General features: G+C 41.1%; 17 protein-coding genes. 3 read left to right on the forward strand and 14 right to left on the reverse strand.

Annotated elements, in window-relative coordinates; translation table 11 throughout:
- Positions 1-16: 16 nt before the first annotated feature.
- The gene (locus KFO40_RS12155; protein WP_192920677.1) at positions 17-670 is read right to left on the reverse strand and encodes a DUF2490 domain-containing protein; all 654 of its coding nucleotides are present in this window, start codon (positions 668-670) and stop codon (positions 17-19) included.
- Between the two features lie 154 nt (positions 671-824).
- Between KFO40_RS12155 and KFO40_RS12160 the strand changes: the two genes are divergently transcribed.
- Positions 825-2,390 (forward strand): ATP-binding protein, encoded by a 1,566-nt coding sequence (locus KFO40_RS12160; protein WP_008021750.1) that lies wholly within the window; start codon positions 825-827, stop codon positions 2,388-2,390.
- 135 nt (positions 2,391-2,525) lie between these two features.
- Here the strand turns inward: KFO40_RS12160 and KFO40_RS12165 are convergent, their stop codons facing one another.
- The 11 genes from KFO40_RS12165 to KFO40_RS12215 form a co-directional block, all read right to left on the reverse strand.
- Positions 2,526-3,881, reverse strand: coding sequence for an MFS transporter (locus tag KFO40_RS12165; RefSeq protein ID WP_151934914.1), 1,356 nt, complete (start codon positions 3,879-3,881; stop codon positions 2,526-2,528).
- 12 nt (positions 3,882-3,893) lie between these two features.
- Positions 3,894-4,793 carry a glycerophosphodiester phosphodiesterase family protein gene (locus tag KFO40_RS12170; RefSeq protein ID WP_211146407.1) on the reverse strand — a complete coding sequence of 300 codons (900 nt, stop codon included), beginning with the start codon at positions 4,791-4,793 and terminating at the stop codon, positions 3,894-3,896.
- Between the two features lie 20 nt (positions 4,794-4,813).
- Positions 4,814-5,872, reverse strand: a complete 1,059-nt coding sequence (locus tag KFO40_RS12175) for an MBL fold metallo-hydrolase (RefSeq protein WP_211146408.1) — start codon at positions 5,870-5,872, stop codon at positions 4,814-4,816.
- Position 5,873: 1 nt separating this feature from the next.
- On the reverse strand, positions 5,874-6,755 hold the full coding sequence (locus tag KFO40_RS12180; RefSeq protein ID WP_087321410.1) for a sugar phosphate isomerase/epimerase family protein: 882 nt from the start codon (positions 6,753-6,755) through the stop codon (positions 5,874-5,876).
- Positions 6,756-6,761: 6 nt separating this feature from the next.
- On the reverse strand, positions 6,762-8,726 hold the full coding sequence (locus tag KFO40_RS12185; protein ID WP_008021742.1) for a PQQ-binding-like beta-propeller repeat protein: 1,965 nt from the start codon (positions 8,724-8,726) through the stop codon (positions 6,762-6,764).
- A gap of 27 nt (positions 8,727-8,753) precedes the next feature.
- Positions 8,754-10,145 (reverse strand): RagB/SusD family nutrient uptake outer membrane protein, encoded by a 1,392-nt coding sequence (locus KFO40_RS12190; protein ID WP_008021741.1) that lies wholly within the window; start codon positions 10,143-10,145, stop codon positions 8,754-8,756.
- Positions 10,146-10,168: 23 nt separating this feature from the next.
- Positions 10,169-13,612 (reverse strand): TonB-dependent receptor, encoded by a 3,444-nt coding sequence (locus tag KFO40_RS12195; protein WP_008021739.1) that lies wholly within the window; start codon positions 13,610-13,612, stop codon positions 10,169-10,171.
- A gap of 208 nt (positions 13,613-13,820) precedes the next feature.
- On the reverse strand, positions 13,821-14,810 hold the full coding sequence (locus tag KFO40_RS12200) for a FecR family protein (RefSeq protein ID WP_082194801.1): 990 nt from the start codon (positions 14,808-14,810) through the stop codon (positions 13,821-13,823).
- An 86-nt stretch (positions 14,811-14,896) separates the two neighbouring features.
- Positions 14,897-15,499: an RNA polymerase sigma-70 factor gene (locus tag KFO40_RS12205; RefSeq protein ID WP_008021734.1), complete on the reverse strand. Its 603-nt coding sequence runs from the start codon at positions 15,497-15,499 to the stop codon at positions 14,897-14,899.
- 149 nt (positions 15,500-15,648) lie between these two features.
- Positions 15,649-17,703: a protein-disulfide reductase DsbD family protein gene (locus KFO40_RS12210; protein ID WP_008021733.1), complete on the reverse strand. Its 2,055-nt coding sequence runs from the start codon at positions 17,701-17,703 to the stop codon at positions 15,649-15,651.
- 15 nt (positions 17,704-17,718) lie between these two features.
- The gene (locus tag KFO40_RS12215; RefSeq protein WP_004315980.1) at positions 17,719-18,018 is read right to left on the reverse strand and encodes a Dabb family protein; all 300 of its coding nucleotides are present in this window, start codon (positions 18,016-18,018) and stop codon (positions 17,719-17,721) included.
- Between the two features lie 108 nt (positions 18,019-18,126).
- Between KFO40_RS12215 and udk the strand changes: the two genes are divergently transcribed.
- Both udk and KFO40_RS12225 read left to right on the forward strand, forming a co-directional pair.
- Complete coding sequence (gene udk, locus KFO40_RS12220) at positions 18,127-18,738, forward strand: uridine kinase (protein WP_032811070.1); 612 nt, start codon at positions 18,127-18,129, stop codon at positions 18,736-18,738.
- A 37-nt stretch (positions 18,739-18,775) separates the two neighbouring features.
- Positions 18,776-20,167, forward strand: coding sequence for a transglycosylase SLT domain-containing protein (locus KFO40_RS12225; protein ID WP_074909089.1), 1,392 nt, complete (start codon positions 18,776-18,778; stop codon positions 20,165-20,167).
- 94 nt (positions 20,168-20,261) lie between these two features.
- Here the strand turns inward: KFO40_RS12225 and KFO40_RS12230 are convergent, their stop codons facing one another.
- The gene (locus KFO40_RS12230; RefSeq protein WP_015532799.1) at positions 20,262-21,806 is read right to left on the reverse strand and encodes a sodium:solute symporter; all 1,545 of its coding nucleotides are present in this window, start codon (positions 21,804-21,806) and stop codon (positions 20,262-20,264) included.
- Positions 21,803-21,928: a symporter small accessory protein gene (locus tag KFO40_RS25945; RefSeq protein ID WP_004296931.1), complete on the reverse strand. Its 126-nt coding sequence runs from the start codon at positions 21,926-21,928 to the stop codon at positions 21,803-21,805. Before KFO40_RS25945 ends, KFO40_RS12230 begins: the two co-directional genes overlap by 4 nt.
- Between the last annotated feature and the right edge of the window lie 55 nt (positions 21,929-21,983).

Consider the following 21,983-nt stretch of genomic DNA (forward strand, 5'->3'; position numbering starts at 1 on the left):
CTATCCGTCATTTATTTCAAAAAGAATACCCCACTTCTATTCCGGCAATGTGTCTGCCTTGCGAAGATGCATATTGATAACAATAAAATGCATCCAATGACCAACGTTTGGCTAAAGCAATCTCCACTCCGGGACGATAGCGCATACGGTCTGCTCTCCAAAAAGAGGTATCATCCAGACTTTGATAAATTTCAACAGAAAAATAAGGAGAAACGATTCCTTTTGTAGGAGCATAGGATAACTTCAAACGAGAACGTAGACGAGTTTCAGAATCACCACGGTCAAAAGTCTGCTGAAACCTCTCCCGCAAAGACACTTTCAACCATTGATAACGAAAGTTGGCAGTGGCAGATATATGATAGCGATGTCTCAACTTCCAGTCTGAATCACCCAAATTCCGAAGATGGGTCTCATATCCCACTCCCAGATTCAAAAAAGAACAAGGGCGATAACTTCCACCAACTGTCAGTCCCCAACGATCTAATCGACTTACATCATCCTTCATACGTAATTCCAAATCGCCTGAAACCGAGAAACGAGAATCTATCTTATGATTTACCTTAAATTTAGTCCATGTATTGAAATCATCACTTTGTGCCCATGCGGGAAACGGCATTCCAAGCAACAACACAAACAGCCAAATCTTAGTATTTAATATTATTCTACTCATTGATTATCGGGTTAAAGTTACAAAGATAATAAATTATCTCCGGCAAAGGAAAAGCATAATACTGAATTTATTCTGAAAAGATAATGTTTGTATTCTACTTAAATTCTCATTTGCATATTGTATCTTTGCGTAAGAAACTCTAAAACCATCGGATATGGACAACTTAATGCGTAAACTTCCTATTGGAATACAGACATTTGAAGGAATACGGAAGGAGAATTATCTTTATGTGGATAAAACTGCGCTTGTATGGCGTATGGCCAATTTGGGAAAGCCATATTTTCTAAGCAGACCACGCCGCTTTGGTAAAAGTCTATTAATTTCGACATTCGATGCTTATTTCCAAGGAAAAAAAGAGCTATTTAATGGTTTGGCCATTGAACAACTAGAGACGAAATGGGAGCAGTTTCCTGTTTTACACCTTGATCTGAATGCAAAAAAATATGAGACGGCAGCGGATTTAATCGCAATGCTAAACCAATATTTAGAGAAATGGGAAGCTATTTATGGTGATGAGAAAAAAGATCGTAGCCCCGAAGAACGCTTTAGCTATGTGATCGAGCAAGCTTTTCTGAAAACTGGAAAAAACGTCGTTGTATTAGTAGACGAATATGACAAACCTCTTTTGCAAGCCATTACCCGTCCGAAATTGTTCGAAGAGTATCGTCAGATATTGAAAGCCTTTTATGGAGTATTGAAAAGTGCTGACGCATATCTCCGTTTTGTTTTCCTGACCGGAGTTACGAAGTTCTCTCAAATCAGCGTATTCAGCGACTTGAATCAGTTGAATGACATTAGTCTTGACTACTCTTACGCCACACTTTGTGGCATCACTCGTGAAGAGCTAAAGAGTACTTTCGAACCCGAAATTGAAACTTTCGGTCACAAAAATAATCAGACGCCAGAAGAAGTGGTCACTGCAATGGAACGCAATTATGACGGCTATCATTTTCATCCGGATGGCGCAGGAGTATTCAACCCATTTAGTGTATTGAATGCTTTCAGCAAATTGGAGTTGGGCAGCTATTGGTTCCAAACCGGTACACCGACATTCTTGGTTGAACTACTACAAAAAAGTGAATATGATCTCCGTACTTTATTAAATGGTATAGAAGCGCCTGCTTCTTCTTTTGCTGAATACAGAATGGATGCTAATAATCCTGTACCGCTGATTTATCAAAGTGGATATCTAACTATTAAAGATTACGACAGAGAGTTTCAGAATTATCTGCTCGATTTTCCGAATGATGAAGTGCGCTACGGATTCATTAACTTTCTTGTTCCGTTTTACTCTCCGATGAAGAACAACGATCAAGGATTTTATATCGGAAAATTCGTTCAGGAATTACGCACAGGTGATTATGAATCTTTTCTCACCCGCCTGGAGGCTTTCTTTGCCGATATTCCCTATGAATTGAATAACCAGACCGAACGTCACTATCAGATTATCTTCTATCTTGTATTCAAACTGATGGGCCAATTCACGGAAGCGGAAGTACGCAGTGCCCGCGGACGTGCCGACGCTGTAGTCAAAACACCCAAATACGTCTATGTATTTGAGTTCAAATTAAATGGAACCGCAGAAGAAGCGATGAAGCAGATTGATGAAAAAGGATATTTGATTCCTTATCAAAAAGATCATCGGGAAGTAGTAAAGATTGGTGTGGAATTCAGTGCGGAAACTCGCAATATCAATCGTTGGCTGGCAGAGACAAAGTAAATATGATAAAAAGATTTTCGGGAAGAATCGTAAAAACGAACTTCCCGAAAATAAATCCAAGACTTTTGAATATAAACACTTGTTATCTTCTTTTACAAACAAGCTTTCTCAATCTAACCTAATACATCTTTAGAATTAACCCACTACTTTTGATTTTGCATTCCAAACCAATAACGCAAAAAGTACCGACAGCAGAGCCGCCCCTATCCAAAACCAATTGATATAAGTGAAATCATAAACATCAACTCCATTCTGAACAGTTTTTTGACCTTCTATCAAAACACCACTCATCACATCCTGCAATCCGGCTCCGATATAACTAGCAATACCTACTACTCCCAATGCAGCACCCGACGCATTACGGGGAGCAATATCCACTGCCATCAAACCACCTAGAAAGCAAATTAGTACTCCGATTCCTAAACCGAAAAGAATCATAGCCAATACATCTATCCAAAAATGCACCCCCGGAACCAGTAAGAACAGACAGAGCGCAAGCACATTCATCAATCCGAAGATTAAGGCCGGAACATTGCGACGACCACCAAACAATTTATCCGAAATCACTCCAGAAAACATCGTACCGATGATACCACAAACCGGACAGATAGAAATGATAAAACTGGCATCCAGGGTAGAATACCCTTTTTGAGCTTCCAAGTAAAAGACGCCCCAGCTGTTTATCGCATAACGACTGATATACATAAAAGCACTCGAAAGGGCAAGAATCCAAATGGCAGGCATCATCAACACCTGGCGCTGTGCTTTATTGAAATCCGCCGTTTCTGTTGCACTCATCTCTTTTTTCTGTTTGGGAACATTCACTGGAGGGAAACCCTGACTCTCGGGAGTGTCATGAAAGAACTTCCACACGATTAAAGCTCCAAGCAAACCGACAATACCGGCTCCGAAGAAGCCGTATCGCCAACCCAAGACACTGACAATAGACGCAATAATCAAAAAGGTTAACGCCTCACCGATGTTATGGCTGGCAGACCAAAATCCGTAATAGGAACCCCGTTCTTTGTCCGTGAACCAACGGGAAAGGCCAACCACGCAAGAGGCGGCACCCATAGACTGAAACCAGCCGCTAATTCCCCAAAGGACAGCAAACAGAATAAAAGAATTGGTAAAGCCGAGACATAAGTTCACTAATGCCGTAACCAGTAAACCAGTAGTCATAAAGCGATTGATATTGCTACGGTCGGCAAGGAAACCATTCGTGAACTTTCCGAGGGCGTAAGTGAAGAATAATACGGAGCCGATTATTCCCAGTTCCGTTTCAGAGAAGATTCCTTCCTCTACGATGGGCTTCTTTACGACATTCAGGCTAAGGCGGCAAACGTAATACATACCGTAGCCAAAAGTTGCCGAAAGGAAGGTAGACCATTTCAGATACTTCAGACGACGTTCATCGGAAGAGGACAAAGCCTCCCCGTTACAAGGTCCCGGTGAAGAGACCTTGTAAAAGTTTATAAGCTGTTTTAACATGAAGAAATACGGTTAGTCGTGAAGTTGCTTTTTGCGCAGATACTCCAATAACAGAGCAGGACGATCGGTTTGAATTAATTTCGCTCCCTGATTAATGATCCATCCCCAGCTTTCTTCCGGTTGATGGAGTTCCACCGCACGGTCATCATCATGACCGCCACATAGTTCGGGCCAAAGAGAATTGATAAACAAGTTAGAACCTGTATCACGCACTTTCTTTATCAGGTTAAGAACCTCCGGGCTATCATTGTCGAATACTAATTCATAAGCAGCAGGCTTCATGTGGGTCTGGTAACTATCAATAATAGCTTCGGCTCCTTCTTTGTGCAACTGTACAATAGGCATAAAAATTACTTTATCCAACACAGCACCGTTTTCAGCTTTCACTTGTTCATAAGGAAGCCCGGCTTTGATAACACACTGGTCGACTGTTCCAGTCTTCTCAAGTACGGCATAAGCCTCCTGAAAATAATCATAGCCCTTATCAATATTTACCATTATCTTACCTTTGCAGAGCAACATGACTTCCTCCAATGTAGGAATTTGATGTCTTGTTTTACAAGCTACCCCATTTTTAAGGCGCATCGCTTTCAATTCTGCCAGTGTATAATCTTCCACCAGTCCTTTTCCGTTCATGGTGCGATTGATTGTTTTATCATGCATCACTACCAAATGTCCGTCTTTGGTTCTTTTCAAATCGATCTCTACCATATCGACTCCCATATCAATGCAATTCTGTATACCTTGCAATGAGTTTTCCGGAGCATTACGCCAGTCGGCCCGATGTGATACAACCAGTATTTTATCAGGATGATTTCCTAACAAGTTTTCTCTGATTTCAGTTATTCTATTTTGGGCAACAGCCAGTTGTACCAAACATAGAAGAAGTATGAAGTTACATATCCGTTTCATAAATGCAAACATTAAGAATTTTAATTCAGTTTATTGTTTTTCCAGACCATTTTTTCTCCCCACATTGGTACATAGGTCTGTTCACAGTTAATCTTCGAAGCCCGTTCGAGTGCCAGTTCCAATGACCATCTCGATTCGTCAGCACCGGCATGAGCAAGTTCCAGAATATGCGATAACAAGACATAATCCGGTTCTACCTGCCCTGTACCTGAACCCAGAATATTATTTTCAGTCAGTGCATTGGGAGCGTAACGTGGTATCAATACATTCACATGAGAAGCCAGATTCGTATATTGTTCCGGTTTATAGTTGGAGTCTCCTACATGCATAAAGACGAAGTTACCGGTATCTTCACCACAATCAATCGAAAATACAGTCACAAAATTAGATAACCCGGAATTGTTGTGATCGGTGATACAGGTTTTAATTTTGAATTTTCCTATTTCATAATCTTTATCTCCTTTTGCGGTATAAGGATATGTCGTATCCTTCAAGTAGTTAGACAATACCGGTTTGCCTAAATCAAACATAGCCTGAATAAGATCATTGTTATAATGATCGGAATGCTTATGAGTGACGCAGAGAAAATCAATATAAGGTGCCAGTTCTTTTGCCCAACGATGAGATATGTCAATAGCAAAACACCCTGACGGAGTCTTAACCACATACCCCATATTATAGAGTGCCCAAATCTCTGCCGTACCATTTTCCACTTTTGAGTTTTTAATTCCATCCATCACGCGGTCAAATGCACTCCGATAAAAATAGATAATAGGATCGCACTTTTCCATACTTGTACTTGCTTGGTCGAAGCCATTCAGATAGCTGACAAAATAATCATTTTTACATTTATCCGCATACCCCTGAATTTTGGTCAAAGTAGCAGTACGTCCGGCATTGACAATCAAAGGAGAAGAACTCCACAACTGTTGTGCTGTGGCATCCACTTCCTCTGCCAATTGAGCAAGGATTCCTTCATAACCTGTTTCGGTACTGTTGTTGTCATCATCATCGCAAGCAACAAAACCTATTGCCAAAAGGCAAAACAGTAAATATTGAATTTTTCTTATTATATCCATCTTATTTCAGTGTTTTATAATCATTAATTATTTTATTGAAAGTTTCAACGACCCGTTCCGGTGTTGGACGTGTATCATGGCTTTCATGATCTTTAGTCGCTTCATACATGAAAACTCCTTCATAACCGACTCCTTCGAGTGCGTGCATTAACTTTCCCCACTTAATATCGCCTTGCGTAGGAAGCCAGTGGCACTCGTTGACAAAATCAAAATCCGAAGCATGTATGGTGCCAATACGTTCACCAATGGTTTCTACAAAATGTTCCGTCGTTCCTTTTGTATAATGATTGGTATCAAAACAAACCTTCACACCGGGAATATCTTTGATAATCTCCCAAAGTTCTTCAGGAGTATTTCCCAGACAAGTCCGCGGCAGATTCTCTATACATAACTGTGCTCCTATCTGATCCGCATACTTCTTCAGATAAGCAATAGACCTGGAAGCATTGGCTATTCTTTGTGCCCGAATACTGTCGTCAATCGGTTCGGAACTTGGATGCAGAACTAAACATTTCGGTTGAAATTGAGCACACTGTTCAATCATCTCCACCATAAAATCTACATTTTCTTTCCTTTTCTTTTCATCGAGAACCGATATATCCAGCGTGCGGGAAAAAGGAAGATGTATAGACCAGACTTTGATACCGGCACTATCAATTTTTGCTTTCATATCCCGAACACGAGGAATGACCTCATTTGCCGGAACGCCTCTATAACACTGGTTAAATGCAACTTCCACATACTCTAGCCCCACAGACCGAGCTTGAGAAAAGTCTGTGGAAGCAGGTACTTTCCACAAAGCTGTAGTCGTACCTACTTTATATTTCTGTGCATATACTCCCATTGTCATCGTCATAAATACAATAAAAACCGAGATTCTCATTATCACTTACTTTTGACGGTTTGTACCTTGAATATCACCACCACGAATACTCCAGGAGTCTGTCTCCAAAGTCTTATTAATATCAAATGCTTTGACAGCACCGATATTACCAGATCCGATCGTTCCGCAATAAAGCCGTTTGTCCGGACCAATAGTAACAGCTGCCATGACTTGTTGTCCTACAGTTTCTTCAAAAACGCTGTTTCCATTAGTGATATCAAGTCCCAACACTTTGTTATTCGATTGAGTACCTATATAAAGAATACCATCCGTGCTCAAGGCACCTCCACTGTAATTCAAATTGTTGCCTACTTTTTTCTCCCAGATTTTAGCCCCGTTGGCATTTACTGCATGAACTGTCTGCGATCCTTTCTCTGTAAAGTAGATATTACCATTTTTATCTACAATCGGGAAATAGGCATCTCCTTTCGTAGTCGGATACGTCCATTTCTTTGTCCCGTTTGTCATATCGACAGCAACAAGTCCGCCCCCTTTCAACGTCGCATAAAGCATCTGATCTTTCAAAGCAAACGTAGCCTGTTCTGTCACATTTACTTCTTCCAATTTCCATATCTGATCCTTATTCGGTTTAAAAGCATAAATAGCAGCACTTGTACCCGCATAAACATTTCCAGCTTTATCAATAGCTACCGCACTACCTGTTGCTCCGTCAAGGGATTGTTGCCATTTTATAACGCCACTGGATGCATCGAGGGCATACAACGTACTCTTATTAGTAAGACAGTAAAGAACACCATCGGCAGACAATGCAGGAAAAGCACCTATCGCAGCATCCAATTTAACCGCCCACTTTTGGGTTCCATTCGGATTTATAGCATATACATTATTAATAGTAGCATTTCTTACACACTGATATATAGTACCATCAGGAGCCACTAACGCACCTCCACCATACGTTATCTGACTGATAGCAAACACCCATTTGAATTCACCGCTCACTACATCAATAGCAAATAAATGCCCTGCAGGAGTAGATGTGGGAATGTACATTGTTTTTCCATCCGGAGAGAACACCGGATTGGAAGTCTTTACATATCCGGTAAGTCCGCCAAAGTTCAAATCGACAGAATTCCATTTATAATTGCCGACTGTAACAGCCAGACTACCCGACTCGGTTGTGTTATTTACATAAGTCACCGTAACAGCTACTGTATAAGTTCCGGTAGTAGCAAATGCATGTACAGGATTGTTTTCTCCTGATGTCGTACCATCACCAAAATCCCAGCTTACCGATTTCACTTCACCTGCCATAAAATACATATCGTTATAAGCAAAGGCGCAAGGTTCCCACACGACCAGTTCCGTATTGGCAAGAATAGGATAGATCAATCCCGGAGTAGCTGAAGTTTCCACTGGAATAGAATTGCCCGTAGGGTAAACACAAACTACGTTGAACGTATATTCCTGATCGTTAGTCAACCCGTCAACAATGTATTCTTCCAATGAAGTATCATCCAGATTGATAATCTGATTGCCCGGATTAACAGTAACCTGATAACGGGTAAAACGTTCACTGGCAGGTTTTGTCCATCTTAAACGCACTCTTTCATTGCCGGCTGCTGCCGTCAGATCAGAAATCGGGTATCTCGCATTCTTCGGCGTACAGGCAGCGGTAGTTTTACTAGCCAATCCTCCTGTATAACGAGGCTGTACAGAAAAAGTGTAAGCAACGTCATTCACCAGATTATTGATTGTGGCAGTCATTGTTTTTGCATCCACAGTCATCTCACCTCCTTCCGCGTCTGACGATCCGGAAGTCCAAAGAATCAAATATTCATTAGGCCGGGCATTTTCGTATGCCTCCCAAGCAAGAGTCACATTCATATCTCCGGCTGTTGCCGTAAGTGACTTCAGTTCATATAAATCGAAATTCGCTTTTGGCAGCTCTTCTTCACAAGCAGTAAAAACTACTGTGAGAATAAACAACAAGCTATATATTATTTTTTTCATTGTCTGAATTCTTTTAGTTTAACCCTATTAATATCCCGTATTCTGCCACAACAATTCTGTGTTGTTTATTCTTTCCAATTCTGTTTTGGGAATAGGATACAGGAATTGGTAATCCTGAATAATATGTCCTTCCGCTTTCATGGCTTCCTTAGCACCTCCCATACGTACCAAATCGAACCAACGCTGTCCCTCATAAGGAAATTCCTGTTGACGTTCCAGCATGATCGCACTACGGAAACTATCCTGGTCGGGTAACTCTGTAATCAAAATCGGAGACAATCCGGCACGGGTATGTACAGCATTCAAAGCAACCAAGGCTTCTGAATTCTGCAAATTGCTGTAACTAATTTCATTCAAAGCTTCCGCATACATCAACAATACATCGGCATAACGGAGAATAATCTGGTCATTACCAACAGTGTTATAGGTCGCACTCTTGATATCTTTAAATTTATTCATGACACAAACCTTATCTTCCACCTTTACATAAGTAATCAAATCTTTCCGCTTATCCCCGTCTTTATAACATTCTTTCAGCGCCTTTGTCTGATTGGTATCGTCGGTCAGGTTAATAATAGAGAACCAGTATCCATGCCCTTCTCCTTCCACATCCTTATTAAAGCGAACAGCAAAAATGATCTCATCATTCATTTTATTATTTACATCAAAAACCCGGTCCGGAGTAGTCATCAGAGAATACTTACCTATCAATTGAGATAACACATTTCGAGCTTCCGTCCATTTATGGAAAGTGAGGTAAATCTTGCCGAGCAGTGCCATTGCAGCACCGGAAGTCACTCGTCCCATATCGGCACTTGCATAAGAAGACGGCAACATACTTTCATTAATAACCTGATTCAAATCACCGACAAGGAAATCATAAACCTGCTGGTCTGAACTACGTCCGATTTTCAGAGCTTCGGCCACAGTTACCACCTTATTAGTCATCGGTATTCCTCCCCACAGACGGTACATATTAAAATAGGTAAGTGCACGAATAAAAAGGGCTTCTCCTTTATATTGTTTTTTCAGAGTAGCGTCAAAGTTGGCTTCATCAATCCTATCTAATATAAGATTACAACGATAAACTCCATTATTAAAATTCGCCCAAGCATTTTCCAGGATTCCATTAGAAGCTTTATCTGCAAACTGGTCGATATCATAACGGTCCTGCGTTCCGGCAGTAGGTGCACTCAATGTCAAATTATCACTCCGATATTCGCAACACTCCGTAAAATAGGAAACCTGTGTCTGCAATTTAGAGTAACATCCCATCACAGCTACATTAAAATCGTCTGCTGTCTTATATACCTTATCGGTAGGCACACTGCTACTTGGTTCCAAATCGAAGAAACTATCTGTACAGGCAACTGATAGAAAAGCAGTTGACAAGAATAGTATTAGTTTATATTTTTTCATACAACGTGTATTTTAAAGGATGATTAAAGAGTTATATTCAATCCGAATAAGAATGTTTTAGCCAATGGATAAGTACCATAATCCTCACCCGGTGAAAGAGAATTAGACGGCCGGGCATTCACTTCCGGATTGTATCCGCTATAATTAGTTGAAGTCCAGAGATTTTGTCCGGAAACGTATACTCTCAACTTTTCTACAAAAAAGCGCTGGGTCAGATTCTTCGGCAGAGTATATCCCAGTGTCACATTCTGCAACCGCAGATAAGAACCATCTTCCAAATGCCAGGTTGACGTACGTCCATTATAACCTTTTGATTTACGATTGGCACGATTCACCTGACCGTTTCCCGGATCTTCCGGACTCTTCCAACGATTCAAGGCGATGGTAGTGCCATTGGTATTGCCTTCCAGATTATCAATGTAACGGCGATTCAAGTTCAGAATCTCATTACCATACACTCCCTGGAAATTGAAATCTAGATCAAATCCCTTAAACCACACTTTTCCCCCGAATCCATAGGTAAAATCAGGCATATAGTTACCTACTATCGTACGGTCTTTATCCAAGTCCATCACACCGTCTCCATCTACATCCACAAACCGGAAATCTCCGGGCTTGGTATTGCTGAAATGAGGATATTTCTTCAATTCTTCTTCATTGGAGAAAATACCATCCTGCACCAACAGATAATAACAGCCGATAGGTTCACCAACTTTCGTTATGTAATACGCATGATCTACGCTACCGGTAGATATGATAGGAGCATTACCCGGACCGAGCGCCTTTACTTCGTTTGTATTCGTAGCATAATTGGCATTGAATGAATAACCGAAATCTTTCGTTATATTCTTCTGCGAGGTCAATGCTATTTCCCATCCCCTGTTGTTCACTTTACCGATATTCATCAATGCAGTGCTATATCCGGTCAGATGAGGAACAGGTACGTTCAACAACATATTAGAAGTGTTGGTATTATAATAATCCACAGTCAACCCCAACAATCCTTTGAACATTTGTAAATCAATACCTACATTCACCATCGCATTCTTTTCCCAACTCAAATCCTCGTTTTTTATGGTACTTGGCTTATATCCATTCACCAACTGCCCATTGCCTGTACCGAGTATATAATTATCGGAAGCCATCAGAGACAGGTGGTCATAATTACCAATCTGGAAATTACCGGTAACTCCATAACTGGCTCTAAGTTTCAAGTCATCAACAAATGACAGGAATTTTGCTTTCGTGAAAAAGTCTTCTCCACTTATTCTCCATGCAAAAGAAGCAGAAGGGAAATATCCCCAACGGTTGTTTTTTCCAAAACGGGAAGAACCGTCTGCACGAATGGCTGCTGAAGCCATATACTTACCTTTATAGCTATACTGTACACGTGCCAGATAAGAAGCAATTGTCCACTGTGTTTTATCAGATGCACCTTTCGTCACCGTACCTCCGGAAATCGTTTGTATGTAGTCATTCGGGAAATCGGTAGCCGTCACATTATCACCTTTATATGTTTCTTTTTGAGCCGATTGCACTAAAACGACATTGATAGAATGAGCATCCTTGATGGTCGTATTATAATTGATTTTATTCTCAACCAACCAGTTGAAATAAAAACCGGATGAACTGTATGCAGTAGGATTCGACTTCACATCATAATATTTCTGTCCTAATAACGGAAGCTCCGATGAACGGTATTGATCGTTATGTGAACCGTAATAATCACCACCAAAAGAAATGTTATAGGTAAGCCCTTTATATAACTCCAATTCCGCAAAGACTTTTCCTACAATAGCCATACGGTCTACAACATCCGATTGGAGGTTTGCCATGGCTACCGGATTTAATACGGCATTGTGCTGATAGTCATTCCCAATTCTCCAATATCCGTTTCCCTGATAGTTATAACTTCCATCCGCATTATACACCGGCCATACCGGAGGCATCATCAAGGCTGATTGCACAATACCGTTAGACCCGGAAGCATCTACCCGGTTGGAAGTAGAATAAGAAGGAGAAAAATTCAGACCGAATTTCAGTCTTTTATATTTCCCGTCCAAATTCATACGCATACTATATTTCTTAAAATCGGAATTAATGATAATACCTTCTTTATCATAATAGTTGGCTGAAATAAAATAACCGACTGTTTTTCCTCTGCCGGAAATAGATACATTGTGGCTGGTAGTAGCAGCAGTACGGAATATAGCGTCTTGCCAGTCCGTATCGGTCAGTCCTTTGTCACCATTCAGATAAGGAAAGAGTTCAGTGGGGATACGTTCCCATGAGTTGGGACGCATTCCATTCGGATCGTCCGGCGATCCACCGGGATTGGCATCCAGATAGGCGTTGTCATGCCCATCTTTTGCAAATTCGGCAAACTGATATGCATTCATCATTGAAAGTTTCTTCGAAACACTCTGGATACCATAATATCCATCATACTGCACTTTCATTTTCTCCGACTGCCCCTGTTTGGTTGTGATAATAATTACACCATTCGATCCACGACTACCATAAATAGCTGCCGAAGAAGCATCTTTCAAAACTTCTACAGATTCAACATCATTATTATTCAGATTGGCAAATCCACGTTCCACCGGTACACCGTCGATAATATAGAGAGGATCACTACCTGCATTCACTGTGCTGATACCACGAACACGGATACTTACGCTTCCTTCCGGATCACCACTAGGTTGCGTAACCTGTACTCCCGGCATTTTTCCCGCCAACGCCTGACGAAAATCGGAAGCGGAAACTTCTGCTATTTGTTCGGCTTTCACGGAAGAAATAGAAGTAGAAACATCGCTTTTTCTCTGAACGCCATAGCCTACCACGACTACTTCATCGATCATCTTACTATCTTCCACCAACGTGATTTTTGCCGTATTCTTATCTTTTGCAGGGATATTCACTGTTTTATATCCGATATAAGAAATAGTCAATGTGGCAGATTCCGGTACATTCATGATTGAATAACGCCCGTCGATATCGGTAATGGTACCACTGCCTTCCCCTTTAATCTGAACACTGGCACCAATCACCGGTTCTCCTTTATCATCTGCAACAATTCCTTGGATAGTGCGTGTACGTTGAGCTGTTTCTTCCTTTTTAAGCGGCTGTTTGCTGACAGCAATTGTATGATCAGTCCTATTGAAATAAAGTTTGGCCTGGGTAGTTATCTCCCCCAGAATCTGTTTTAATGAAGCATTTTTAATGTCGAAAGAAACTCTCGGAGCTTTGTTCACTGTCTCCTGGTCATAGAGAAATTTAAAATTAGTCTGTTTGCTGATTTTATTGAAAACACTTTCTACCGGCTCATTTTGCACGCGAAGCGTTATATCATGCTCTTTCAATGTTTGGGCAGCAGCCGGAACAATTAAAATGAAGGTGAATAGTAAAAAAGCTAAAAACGAATAGCTATTTTTACTTATCCCTTTACAAATAAGAAGATTATTCATAAATTTGTGCGTTTTAGTAATTGACTAAAGTTATTAAAAACGAGCAATGCGCGATACGTTATTCATTTGGGTCGAAGCTTATGAATATCCGTCCGGATTGCGGATAGGAGCATTCCTTTGGAGTGCTTCTATCATTTTAGGGAGGTTCATGAAGGGGCTGTTTTCATCTATTATTCTTTTAAAGGTTGAACATTATCTATTCTTCATCTCATTCTTTATAAAGAAGGACATTAATGCCTTCTTTCTTATATTTGATATCACCACTGATAAATTCGATGGATTTAAGCACGGCCTCCAGACTCTTATTATCGTGCTCACCGGTAATCAAGTTGTTGAAATCCTGACCGGGAGCAAAAGTAATCCGGCAATTATATACACGTTCCAGTTCTTTTGCCACATCCCGAATCGGTGTACTGTAGAAACGTAAACCTCCTTTCATCCAGACGGCCACTCCCCTATCTTCTGTTTTCTTGCTATATTCTCCGGAAACTGTATTGATAAGCACCTGTTCTTTTGCAATCAGCCTCATCATCGCTTCCGGCAAATCAACCTGCACCTTACCACTCTCCACACTCACAGATACAATTTCATCCGTTGAATAAGATTTAACGTCAAACCGGGTACCTAACACCTGAACATCCAGCCGCTTCGTCTTTACAATAAATGGCATCTTTTCATTACGAGCAACACGGAAATATCCCTCACCTTCAAGTTCTATTTCACGGCTATCTCCCACAAAACGATCCGGATAACGCACTTGAGAACAAGAATTCAATACCAAAAGAGTTCCATCCGGCAAAGTCACTTGTCTTTTCTCACCAAAAGAAGTGGTAACTTCGGCAAGTGTGACTTGCTGTTCATTCATATACCGGAAAAAGTTGACACTCCCTATTATAATGACTATGACAGCCGCCGTACTAACCGCCACCACAGACACCCGGCGGAACCAGGTACGTTTTTTGTGTTCAATACGTTTCAATAATTGACGTGCCTCTCTCTTATATTTTTCCCGTTCCAAATCAGTAGCTGGCTGCAAGTTTCCGGATTCTTCCCAAACCTCTGCTGCCAGTTCATCCAATAAATCTTGGTTTTCTGTATCTTTTATACTTTGCAAAAATTGCGAAGCCTCTTCCCGGGTATAAAAATCATCCAAGTAACGATGCAATTTATCTTTTTCTGTTTTAGTATCTTTCATCACGCATTCAAAATAAGGATATTAATTTCCTTCCCTTTGTATAAGTAATACACAAAAGTAAGAAAGAGCTAGGGTGTGATTAACATTTATTATAAATTCAAACAAAATAGAATCAAAAGTATATCAGCCGATGTACTTGAATATTTAGTCAGATAAGAGCGAATCACTTTCAGAGAGACTGAAATATGCTCCTGTACAGTATGAACAGAGACACCCAATGCTTCGGCTATTTCTTTATGAGACATCTGTTGCTCACGGCTCATTTTGAACACTTCCCGTTGACGGGGTGTCAATTGTTCCAATGCACGGTCAATAATCTCTTTCAAATCATTGAGCAAAATATGGTTATTGGTTTCGTTAGTTGAATCGATCGCTTGAGAAAGAATCTGTTCTTTCAGCTGATCTTCATTAGCCATGTCACGCAACTGATTCAGAATACGATTACGTACGATGGTATAAAGGTAGGAAGAAAAAGAGGCTTCGGGATTGATGAAACGACGAGTTTGCCAGACTACCGTAAATGCATCCTGAAAAATATCTTCAGCAAATTCACGCGATTTGACGAACTTCAGGGCGAAGTAGAGCAAACGATTCTTGTAAGCGGCATAAAGTTCGCAAAAGGCCTCTTCATCTCCGTCTATCAGACGGAGAACCAATTCCCGTTCATTTACAAGAGTGTCTGTTGCGTACATATTTTCTTTATTTTTGGGCACAAAGGTATTGTTATGATGTTACAAACGTATGTATTTTTTCTGAAATAAAAAAATAAAAGCGATCTCACCGAAAAGATGAGACCGCTTTTATTTCATTTATCATTCAAGACAGTGCCTTATCAAAGATATTAATTTTTCTCTTTCTTATAATTCTCCAAGCCGGTCTGCAAGAATTCGATATACTTAGGAATATCTTCGTTATAAGCATACGACTTATTCAACGGCTTGCCCTGATTGTCCAGCAATACATAGAAAGGCTGGGCGTTGGCTCCGAATTTCACACGTTGCAGATAGCTCCATTTATCGCCGACAGTACGCAAAGTACGTTCTGTTCCATTCTCGATTATCTTTACGGGTTCTGCCAACGGAGTCTTATTATCCACATAGAGAGTAATCAGTACGTAATCGTTATTAATCAAATCACTCACTTTCGGATCAGTCCACACCGCTGCTTCCATCTTACGACAGTTTACGCAACCATATCCGGTAAAGTCGAGCATAACGGGTTTTCCGTTCAGACGGGCATATTCCATGCCTAAATCATAATCATCGAATTTCGCATGTACCTCGTTCTTATACAAATTGAAGTCTTGCGTCTGCATAGGCGGAGCAAATGCAGATACAGCCTTCAATGGTGCTCCCCACAAACCAGGAACCATATATACGGCAAACGCTAAAGAGATTAATGCCATAAAGAAGCGGGTGACTCCCACCTTATTATCATCGTCATCATGCGGAAATTTGATCTTACCCAACAGATAGAATCCAAGCAAAGCAAAGATTACAATCCACAGAGCCAGGAATGTTTCACGGTCAAGCAGTCTCCAACCATAAGCCAAGTCAGCTACCGACAAGAATTTAAGCGCAAACGCCAATTCGAGGAAACCCAGCGTTACTTTGATTACATTCATCCATCCACCGGACTTCGGCATAGATTTCAGCCAAGACGGGAACAGGGCAAAAAGTGTAAACGGCAATGCCAAAGCAATGGCAAATCCCAACATACCGATTGCCGGAGCAACCACACTTCCTGTGGTAGATACCTGTACCAGCAGAAATCCGATAATCGGACCTGTACAAGAGAAAGATACCAATGAAAGCGTAAAAGCCATCAGGAAAATACTTAGTAATCCGGTCGTAGATTCCGCTTTGCTATCTACTGCGTTTCCCCATTTCGAGGGTAGTCTGATTTCAAACGCTCCAAAGAATGAAGCCGCAAAAATCACCAGCATCAGGAAGAAGAGAATATTGAAAATAGCATTGGTAGATAAAGCGTTTAATGCACTGGCACCGAAAATTAACGTAATAGCCAAACCTAATGCCACATAAATCACTACGATAGATGCCCCATACGTCCACGCATCACGAATTCCTTTCTTTTTATCTTTACTACGCTTCAGAAAAAAGCTGACTGTCATCGGAATAATCGGCCACACACAAGGAGTGAACAAAGCCAATAACCCTCCAAGGAACCCTGTAATGAATATATATATCCAGGACATATCCTCCTGACCGTGCTCTTCTCCTAATGCTTGCAGATCACTGATAACGGGTTTCCAAAGTTCACTGGAAGCAACTGCCGGCTGAATATCCGTGGCAGCTTCCGTTGTAGTTGCAGGAACCAACTCCATCATAGCAGAAGAGTCTTTCGCGACAACAGGAGTCGCAGCTTCTTTTTCCGCTACCTTTTGCTCCGGTTGTTCTGTTTTCGCTGCGGCAGCATTTCCGGCTTTCGCTACTCCCGAAAACTTGAATGGCACTTGAGTAGGAGGCAGACAACTCTCGTCATCACAAGCTCCATATTCCAGATAACCTTCTATCTCGTAAGCTCCACCCGTAAATTTCACTTTCTGCACAAACTTTGCTGTATTCTCGAAATAACGTACCTTCATTTCGAACAATTTATCGAAAGTAGATACTTCTTTGCCCACAGGCTTCAGTTTACCAACAAGCTCGACACCCGATTTATTATCAACATTAAATGTTGCAGAAATAGGACCGCCATCTCCCAGGTCGGTAGAATAAACATGCCAACCATTATCAATGGCAGCTGTAAACACCACCTCTGCCTCCGTATCGGAGAGAGAGGTCAGCTCTGTTTTAAACTTTACCGGATCTTTGATCTGCGCTTGCAATGCATATACAACAAAGCTTAAAAGCAGGAAAGAAATTATTTTTCTCATCTTTATTTTTGGGGTTTATAATTCATAGTCTACGCATGCACGGCTTTCCTTCGTTTCAGCCAAAATCTTACCGGCAGCTACGTGGTCGGGATGTGTTGCGTAGAATTTCACATCTTCTAGTGTATCAAACTCACTGTAAAGCGCAATATTCCATGTTTCACCAGGATTCATATTCAATCCGACTTCCACTTTGCGAATGACAGAGATTTTAGCAGGAAGAGCTTCTATCGCTTCCTTGAATTTAGTCATGACTACCAGTTTCTCTTCAGCAGGAACTTCGTCTTTTAACTTAAATAATACAATGTGTTTTACCATTACGTTGTTATTTTAATGAATTGTTTCTATATTTGTCTTGTTAATGCAATCATCGCATTAATAGTAATGCAAAAATACTCTATTTGGTTCAAATATACATTTAAAGAGATGTTAATTATAGGAATAGCAGGCGGAACAGGCTCCGGAAAGACCACCGTCGTACGGAAAATTATAGAAAGTCTCCCCGCAGGGGAAGTAGTACTCTTACCACAGGATTCATACTACAAAGACAGTAGTCATGTCCCGGTTGAAGAACGCCAGAATATCAATTTTGACCATCCCGATGCTTTTGAATGGAGCCTACTATCCAAACATGTCATGATGCTGAAAGAAGGAAATAGCATCGAACAGCCTACCTATTCTTATCTCACTTGTACGCGCCAGCCCGAAACGATTCATATCGAACCTCGTGAAGTGGTTATCATTGAAGGAATCCTTGCTTTATGTGATAAAAAGCTACGCAATATGATGGACCTTAAAATCTTTGTAGATGCCGATCCCGACGAACGCCTGATACGTGTTATCCAAAGAGATGTTATTGAGCGCGGACGTACTGCCGAAGCTGTAATGGAACGCTATACACGGGTTTTAAAGCCTATGCACCTGCAATTTATCGAACCTTGCAAACGATATGCCGACCTTATTGTACCGGAAGGCGGCAGTAATAAGGTAGCTATTGATATACTGACTATGTACATCAAGAAACACTTGAAGAGTTGAGAGTGGAGAATGGAGAGTTAAAAGCAAAATGTCAGGTATGAATGTCAAGACACTGATTATCCCTTTATTCCTCGTATTGTTCTGTTGTGTGTTCGGATGCCGGAACAAGCAACATAGTACAACGGATGAATCCACACGTGATCTTCCACAAATAAAAGATAGTGGCGAACTCGTTGTATTGACATTGTATAGCTCTACTTCCTATTTTATTTACCGGGGACAGGAAATGGGATTCCAGTATGAACTTAGCGAGCAGTTTGCCAAAAGTCTGGGACTAAAGCTTAGGATTGAAGTTGCCAACAGCGTTGACGAGATGATTCAAAAATTGCTGGCAGGCGAAGGAGATATGATTGCCTATAATCTGCCTATCACCAAAGAGTGGAAAGACAGTCTGCTTTATTGTGGTGAAGATGTCATCACCCATCAAGTGATTGTTCAACAAGGAAGAGGAAAACAGAAGCCATTAAAAGACGTAACCGAACTGGTAGGAAAAGATATATACGTAAAGCCGGGGAAATATTACGACCGCCTCGTCAATCTGAACAGCGAATTAGGAGGCGGCATCCGGATTCATGAAGTTACCAATGACAGTACTACCATCGAGGACTTGATAACGCAAGTGGCGCAAGGAAAAATTCCGTATACAGTAGCCGACAATGACCTGGCAAAATTAAATAAGACCTATTATCCTAATTTAAATATCGATCTGTCTATCAGTTTCGATCAACGGTCTTCGTGGGCAGTACGAAAAGACAGTCCCGAACTGGCAGCCGCCACTACTAAATGGCATCAGGAAAATATGACCTCTCCTGCCTACACAGCCAGTATGAAACGTTATTTTGAGAATAGTAAAATGATGCCCCACTCTCCTATCCTTTCATTGAAAGAGGGGAAAATTTCTCATTATGATGATTTATTCAGAAAGTATTCCAAAGATATCGGATGGGATTGGCGTATGCTGGCGTCACTAGCCTATACAGAATCTAATTTCGATACCACCGCTGTTTCCTGGGCCGGCGCCAAAGGACTGATGCAGTTAATGCCTGCCACCGCCCGGGCAATGGGAGTACCTCCCGGCAAGGAGCAGAACCCGGAGGAAAGTGTGAAAGCGGCTATTAAATATATCGCCGCCACCGACCGCAGTTTCAGTATGATTCCCGACAAACAGGAACGACTCAACTTCATTCTGGCATCTTATAATGCCGGCTTGGGACATATATACGATGCCATGGCGCTAGCCGAAAAATACGGAAAGAACAAACTAGTATGGAAAGACAATGTAGAAAACTTCATCCTGCTCAAAAGCAACGAAGAATACTTTACCGACCCTGTCTGCAAAAACGGGTATTTCCGTGGTATCGAGACTTACAATTTCGTCCGTGATATCATGTCGCGCTACGAATCCTACAAGAAGAAAATAAAAGCATGATTAATATTAAGTATCAAGTATTAAGTATTAACCGTGGCCTTTGAGGTGCTTATCCGCATGGCGTAATACTTAATACTTGATACTTACTTAATACTTATTTTTTGGTTACTAAGCTGATTACGATGATGGCTAATACAGATAATGGTAAGGCAAATAATATCGGATCAATCACAGGGAAAGGATAAGTGGTAATCAATACATCCCGTCCAAATAATGCTTTGCAGATACCTAATGCTGCAGATTCTTTCTGATGAAGAAATACAAGGGCAAACAGGCTACCGATTGTTCCGACCCAAAGACTTGCCATGACACCCTGCTTAGTAGCTTTCTTCCAATATAAAGCACAGAAATAGGCTGGAAGGAAAGCTGCAGCACAAATCCCCATAAAGATAGAAGTTCCACGGGCGATAATATCATGAGGCAACATATAGCAAATAATGTAGCTGACCAGAATAGAGAACAATACTCCCAGACGAATCACGTTGGTCAGTTTATTCCGCGAACGGGGTTTATAAGTTCCATAGATATCAGAACCTACCGAAGCCCCCATTGTATGGAACTGCGAGCTTAGTGTAGACATACTGGCCGAAAGGATACATAACATAAAGAGTGCGGCAAACCAGTCGGGCATCGCTTTATTAATAAAATATGGAATAATCTTATCGATGTCCTGCACTACTTCGGTAGCAACCGCTCCTTCTGTTTTCAGGAAGAAAAGGTTACTCAAAGCTCCGGCATGATAGATAGCTCCTACTGTTATAATCAAAAAGAAACAACCGATAAATACACCGCGGTTTAATTGTTTGCTACTTTCCACAGTCATAAAACGAACCACTAGCTGGGGTTGCGCAAGACATCCGATTCCTACTCCTAAAATAAGGGAAGTAACAAGTGAGTACCATTGCGGTGAACCTGTAACAGGCATTGCAGTCCATCCCTGATGTCCCAATGCTTTAAATTTTTCCGGGACTAACGGAGCAATAGCAGTCAACTCTTTATTCGCCTCGGTAAAACCCATACCGAGCACCTGGTATAAAGAGAATAATAGAAACAGCATGCAACCGAACATGATTACTGCCTGCAACGCATCTGTATACATGACTCCTTTCATACCGCCTGCAATAACATAAGCAGCAATAACCAATGTAAATATCAACAAAGAGATATTGAAATCAATCTGAAAGATCTGTTCGATAAATACAGCTCCACCTTTCATCACAACTGCTGCATAAAGCGGCATTCCGACAAAAATAACAGCAGCAATAAATACCTGTATATTACGGGAACGAAAATGACGCCCTAATAATTGAGGAAAAGTGCTCACATTCAGTTTTGCACCCATACGCCGGGTGCGTAAACCGAAAAAGATAAAAGCAATGACAACCCCAATAAACATATTCAGGAAACAGAGCCACTGAATACCCATTCCGAAAGCTGCCGCCACTCCTCCAAAACCTACAATAGCAGATGCAGAGATAAACGTAGCACCGTAAGAAAGTGCCATAACAATAGGATTCATCTGACGTCCGCCTACCAGATAGTCACTGGTATTCGTTGTTTTCTTGTATCCCAAAAAGCCGAGGTAAGCAAGTGACAGGAGATATCCTATCACAATCAAGCCGAGTGTAAATGTATTCATCGAGTTTCGTCTTTTTCGTCGTCCTTATTCCAATACTTCAGCCCAAACCAGGCAGCAAAGATCACACATACCACTGAAAGAAGGTAAGGCAGAATTATAAAAGGGTCGTCTATTCCAAACATTTGCGTATCAGATTTTAATTAGCGTTGCAAATGTAAGGAAATTATTGAAAAGACA

This window comes from Bacteroides sp. 1001302B_160321_D4 (assembly GCF_015667765.1).
Taxonomy (GTDB): domain Bacteria; phylum Bacteroidota; class Bacteroidia; order Bacteroidales; family Bacteroidaceae; genus Bacteroides; species Bacteroides xylanisolvens.